The sequence below is a fragment of the Amycolatopsis sp. NPDC054798 genome, assembly GCF_053611505.1.
Window position 1 is genome coordinate 1 of record NZ_JBSHAM010000200.1, and the last position, 5,076, is coordinate 5,076.

The 5,076-nt window shown below is 70.2% G+C and carries 5 protein-coding genes; all 5 read right to left on the reverse strand.

Features of this window, described 5'->3' with window-relative positions:
- Positions 1-39: 39 nt before the first annotated feature.
- Positions 40-792, reverse strand: a complete 753-nt coding sequence (locus tag ACWGIC_RS44600; protein WP_452082005.1) for an SDR family oxidoreductase — start codon at positions 790-792, stop codon at positions 40-42.
- Between the two features lie 8 nt (positions 793-800).
- Entirely contained in the window at positions 801-1,625 is an 825-nt protein-coding gene (locus ACWGIC_RS44605) for an alpha/beta fold hydrolase (RefSeq protein ID WP_452082006.1), read from the reverse strand.
- Between the two features lie 66 nt (positions 1,626-1,691).
- Complete coding sequence (locus tag ACWGIC_RS44610) at positions 1,692-2,807, reverse strand: epoxide hydrolase family protein (protein ID WP_452082007.1); 1,116 nt, start codon at positions 2,805-2,807, stop codon at positions 1,692-1,694.
- A complete protein-coding gene (locus ACWGIC_RS44615; RefSeq protein ID WP_452082008.1) occupies positions 2,800-4,023 on the reverse strand; it encodes an RNA polymerase sigma factor in 1,224 nt (407 codons plus the stop codon). Before ACWGIC_RS44615 ends, ACWGIC_RS44610 begins: the two co-directional genes overlap by 8 nt.
- A 27-nt stretch (positions 4,024-4,050) precedes the next feature.
- Positions 4,051-4,461, reverse strand: coding sequence for a YciI family protein (locus tag ACWGIC_RS44620; RefSeq protein ID WP_452082009.1), 411 nt, complete (start codon positions 4,459-4,461; stop codon positions 4,051-4,053).
- Positions 4,462-5,076: the final 615 nt, after the last annotated feature.

Here is a 5,076-nt window from a genome sequence, read left to right on the forward strand (position 1 = left end):
AATCAGATTCCCTCAAGGAGCCCTTCACGGACGCCGGGCTCAGCTTTCGCGGTCGATGTTCAGCGCGGAGAACGTCTGTGCCACCGGCATCAGCTCGATGACGTTGATGTTCACGTGCTTCGGCTGGGCACTCGCCCAGAACACCGACTCGGCGACGTCGTCCGCGGTCAGCGGCGTGGTCCCGGCGTAGACGCCGTCCGCCTTGGCCTGGTCGCCGCCGAACCGGACGGTCGAGAATTCGGTGCCGCCGACCAGCCCCGGCTCGATGTTCGTCACGCGGACGCCGGTGCCGCGCAGGTCGGAGCGCAGATTCAGGCTGAACTGGTGGACGAACGCCTTGGTCGCGCCGTAGACGTTCCCGCCGGGGTAGGGGTAGCTGCCCGCGACGGAGCCGATGTTGATCACGTGCCCGGCGCCGCGTTCGACCATCCCGGGCAGCACCGCGCGGGTGAGATGGACGAGACCGGTCACGTTGGTCTCGATCATCTGGTCCCAGTCGTCCAGCTTCGCCTCGTGCGCGGGTTCCAGGCCCTTGGCGAGTCCGGCGTTGTTGACCAGGACGTCGATCTTCGCCCACTCCCCGGGCAGCTCCGAGACGACGTCCGCGACCGCGGCCGCGTCGCGCACGTCGAGCACCAGCGGATGCACCGCGTCGCCCAGTTCGTCCGCGAGCGTCTTCAGCCGGTCGCCGCTGCGGGCCGCGGCGACGACCCGCGCGCCTTCCGAGACGAACCGGCGCGTGATCGCGGCACCGAACCCGGCGCTCGCGCCGGTCACCAATACGGTCTTCATGGAGTGCGTCACCGTTCTTCTGCGAGGTCCGGCCGGACCTGGTCCAGGAAGCGGCCGAACACGTCGTTGAACCCGGCCGCGCGTTCCAGGTTAGGCAGATGCCCCGCGCCGTCGAGCACCACCAGCTCCGAGCCGGCCACGAGCCGGTGCAGCAGCCGCGCGTCGGCGACCGGGGTGAACTCGTCCTCGCTGCCCACGACGACCAGCGTCGGCACGCTGACCTGACGCAGCGAATCGCGGTAGTCCGGCCGCTTCGCCCGAGCCCGCAACGCCGCGGCCGCGCCTGCCGCCGGTGCGTCGCGCATCATCTTCTGGACGTGCGCAGTCACCTCGGGGTTGTTGCGGAGAGTCGCTGCCGACACCATCTTCGGCAACAGCTCGTCGGCGTACGCGGTCATTCCCTCCTCGAGCACCCGATCCGCGGCCTGGTTTCGCGCCGCCTTTCCCTCGTCGGTCTCGGGCTCGGCGAACGTGTCGGCGAGCAGCAGCGCGGCGATCCGGTCCGGGTAGTCCCGGACGGTGTGCATGACGATCTGCCCGCCCATCGACAGCCCGCCCAGCGCGAACCGGTCCAGCCCGAGGTGGTCGGCCAGTCCGATCAGATCCTCGGCGAAGCCGTCGAGCCCGCTGACCGCCGGACCAGTGCTTTCGCCGTATCCGCGCAGGTCGGGGACCACGACCCGGTGCCCGTTCCGCGCGAGGTGCGCGGCCTGCGGACCCCACATGGACCGGTCGAACGGGTGCCCGTGCACGAGAAGCACCGGGATCCCCGGCTGCCGCCCCGAGTCGTCGTAGGCGATCCGGGCTCCGGAGGGGAGAAGGACTGTCTGCATGTCGCCGACGCTAATCGGGGCGATTTCTCAGTGCAATAAGGTGCAATGTAGTCGGAGCAATGTTTTTCAGCGCAGCCTCGCGAAGAACTGCCGGACGTCGCCCGTCCACAGCTCCGGCACCTCCTGCGCCGCGTAATGTCCGCCGCGGTCGTACTCGTTCCACGACACGAGGTTCCGGCGGTGCTCGGCGAACACCCGGATCGACGGCAGATCGCCGGGGAACTGCGCGACCCCGAGCGGCACCGGGTTGCAGTCCTCGGCGGGCGTTTCCCGGGCTTCGTCGGCGTAGATCCGGATCGCCGAACCCGCGGTGCCGGTCAGCCAGTGGATCGTGACGTGGGCGAGGATCCCGTCGGCGTCGAGGCCGTGGTCGTGCATCGCCTGCGCGTTCCAGCCGAGCAGCCCGGCGGGGGAGTCGGACAGCGCGTGCGCGAGAGTCTGCGGCTGCTGCGCCTGGACGACGCCGTACGAGGCTTCGTCGGCGAAGTAACGGTGGAACGCGTCCCACGCGGCTTTGTCCTTGGCGGACAGTCCGGCAATCCACTGTGGATCGTCGTCCGGCGGCGGATCCCAGGTCTGCGTCACGTGCGCGCCGATCACCTGCTCCGGCGCCACGCGACCGACCTCCGGCGCGATCCCCGAACCCCAGTCGTTGCCCGCCGTCCCGTACCGCTCGTACCCGAGCCGGCGCATCAACTCCGCCCACGCCCGCGCGATCCGCTGCGGACCCCAGCCGGTGTCGGCCGTCGGCCCGGAAAACCCGAACCCCGGCAGCGACGGCAGCACGACGTCGAACGCGATCGACGGATCGAGCCCGTGCGCCCTCGGATCGCTCAACGGCCCGGCCGCGGCCAGGTACTCCGCCGCCGACCCCGGCCACCCGTGGCTGAGGATCAGCGGAATCGCGTCCGGCTCCGGCGAACGGGCGTGCAGGAAATGGACGTTGCTGCCGTCGAGCGTCGTCGTGAACTGCGGATACTCGTTGAACCGCCGTTCCCAAGCCCGCCAGTCGTAGCGATGGCGCCAGTACTCGGCCAGTTCGCGCACCCGGCCGACGCTGACGCCGTACCCCTGGCTGCCGGCCGGCTCGGGCGCCCATTTCGTCCGATCGAGCCGTTCCCGCAGGTCGGCCAGATCCGCTTCCGGGATCTCGAGCCGGTACGGCCGGATCTCCTCAGTCATTTCCCGCTCCTTCGGCAAGCCGCCGGGCACAGGCGTTGAGATACCGCACCTGACGGATGTTGGTGGCGAGCCCGGCCGCGCGCAGGTACGCGCTCCGGGCCGCTTCGCGGTCGCCCGCCCTTTCCAGAAGATGTGCCTGCGCCGCATAAAACCGCCGGTCGCGGAGGTCCAACGGGGCGAGCAGTTCGAGCCCCGCTGCCGGCCCGTCCGCCATCCCGACCGCGACGGCGTGGCTCACCTTCGCGACCGGACTCGCCGAAACCCTGAGCAGCAGCCGGTAAAGCCCGGCGATCTGCCGCCAGTCGGTCTCCTCCGCAGTGGGTGCCTCGTCATGCACCGCCGCGATCGCCGCCTGCAGCTGGTACGGACCGACCGGCCCCGGTGGCAACGCCGCCGTCACCAGCTCCACGCCGCGCCGGATCGACTCGGCCTTCCACTTCGTCCGGTCCTGCTCGTGCAACGGAACCAGCTCGCCCTGCTCAGTCACCCGCGCCGGCGACCGCGCGTCGGTCAGCAGCATCAACGCGAGCAGTCCCGCGGCCTCGCTGTCCTCCGGAAGCAGCGCGGCCGTCATCTCCGCCAGCCGGATCGCCTCTCTTACCAGGTCACCGCGGCGCACCTCCGGCCCCGACGTCGCCGAGTACCCCTCGGTGAAAATCAGGTACAGGACGTGTAGCACCGCCCCGAGCCGTTCGCTCCGCTCCTCCTCCGGCGGCATCCGGAACGGCACGCCGCTGTCCTGGACGATCCGCTTGGCCCGGGTGATCCGGCGGGTCATCGCGCTCTCGGAAGTGAGGAAGGCCCGCGCGATCTCCGCCGTCGTGAGGCCGCCGACGGCCCGCAGCGTGAGCGCGATCTGCGACGCCGCCGACAACGAAGGATGGCAGCAGAGCATCAGCAGGATCAGCGTGTCGTCCGCGTCGCCTGCCTGCTCGCCGACGTCCTCGCGAGCCGCTCGGACCTCCCGCTCCCGCCGCGCCCGGTCCGCCCGGAGCAGATCGATCAGCTTCCGGCTCGCGACCTGCAGCAGCCATCCGAAGGGCCTCTCCGGGATCCCCGTCTCCGGCCACTGCCGGGAGGCTTTGAGCAAGGCTTCCTGGACCGCGTCCTCGGCCGGGTCGAACCGCCCGTAGCGGCGGACGAGCGCGCCCAGCACCTGCGGGGCGAGGGTGCGCAGGGTTTCGCCGACTGTGGCCGGGACGGAGGGGTCGGTCATCTCTGCCGCCTTGTCGCTCGGGTCTCGTCAGAGTTCGCTCTCCGCCCCCATCACCGGCCGGACCACGACCCCGGCCTCGGACAACCGCCCGGGAGCCCGGAGCAGCCCCGCCGCGATGTCCGTCGCCCGGTCGAAACTGGCGCAGTCGACCATCCAGTACCCGGCGATGACCTCCTCGGTCTCGCCGAACGGCCCGTCGGTGACGACCGGAACCCCGTCCCGCAGGTCGAGGCGGCGGGCCAGCACCGGAGCGGTGAGCCCCTGGGTCTCCACCAGCTCGCCCGATTCGGCGAGCGCCCCGGTGAACCCGGCGAGGAACTCTTCGATCGCCGCTGTCTCCGCCGCGGTGGCCGCGCCGTTCTTGCCGTTCTCGCCGTTCTTGCCGCCGAGGTAGTCGTAGTCCTGCTGGTTGCCGTACGCCAGGATCAGGTACTTCATCGGGTGCTCCCTCTTTGCTCGGTCCGACCGGCGCTGGGCCGCCGGTCGCAGGAAGAACGAAGCTGCCCGCTCGGACCGGACATCGTCGCCGCGGCCATTCGAGTGACCCAGGCCACTCGCAGGCCAACGTAACCGCGACCGGCTTGGCGATCACGCCTTCGTCGACGGGACTGCCGTCGCTCCGCTCCGATCCCGGCTCGCTCCTCGCGGCAAGCCGACATCCAGCGGCGACCTATTGCCTGTCCGGATCGCGCGATGCTGCGTTCGCGCGTTATCGGGGACCGAGTGGTCCCCTCACTCCCCGATAACGCGCGCCGCTCGTTTCTCCGCGATCTCGGCATCCCCGAGCGGATAAGCCACCGGATTCGCTGGGCTCTCCGCGGCCGCCTGCCCGCCGGATCGGCCGCAGCGGGCCTATTCGGGCGGTTGACCTGCGAAGATCGTATTAAGGGACCCCCCTGTTTCGGGCCGTTTCGAGCCGTGTAATCTTCTCTTCGTCGCCAGGGAAACCGGGCGGCCACCGGGACACGAACCAAGCTCTCGCCTCTAGGGTGATTGAGTGGGTGTCCCACCAAAAACTGCTAGGAATGACCGCTTCGGTCAGGCTCGCCCTCA

Bases quoted from the DNA above. Each gene is read 5' to 3' on its own strand.
- ACWGIC_RS44615 (WP_452082008.1), bottom strand. From the start codon at position 4,023: ATGACCGACCCCTCCGTCCCGGCCACAGTCGGCGAAACCCTGCGCACC.
- ACWGIC_RS44600 (WP_452082005.1), bottom strand. From the start codon at position 792: ATGAAGACCGTATTGGTGACCGGCGCGAGCGCCGGGTTCGGTGCCGCG.
- ACWGIC_RS44605 (WP_452082006.1), bottom strand. From the start codon at position 1,625: ATGCAGACAGTCCTTCTCCCCTCCGGAGCCCGGATCGCCTACGACGAC.
- ACWGIC_RS44620 (WP_452082009.1), bottom strand. From the start codon at position 4,461: ATGAAGTACCTGATCCTGGCGTACGGCAACCAGCAGGACTACGACTAC.
- ACWGIC_RS44610 (WP_452082007.1), bottom strand. From the start codon at position 2,807: ATGACTGAGGAGATCCGGCCGTACCGGCTCGAGATCCCGGAAGCGGAT.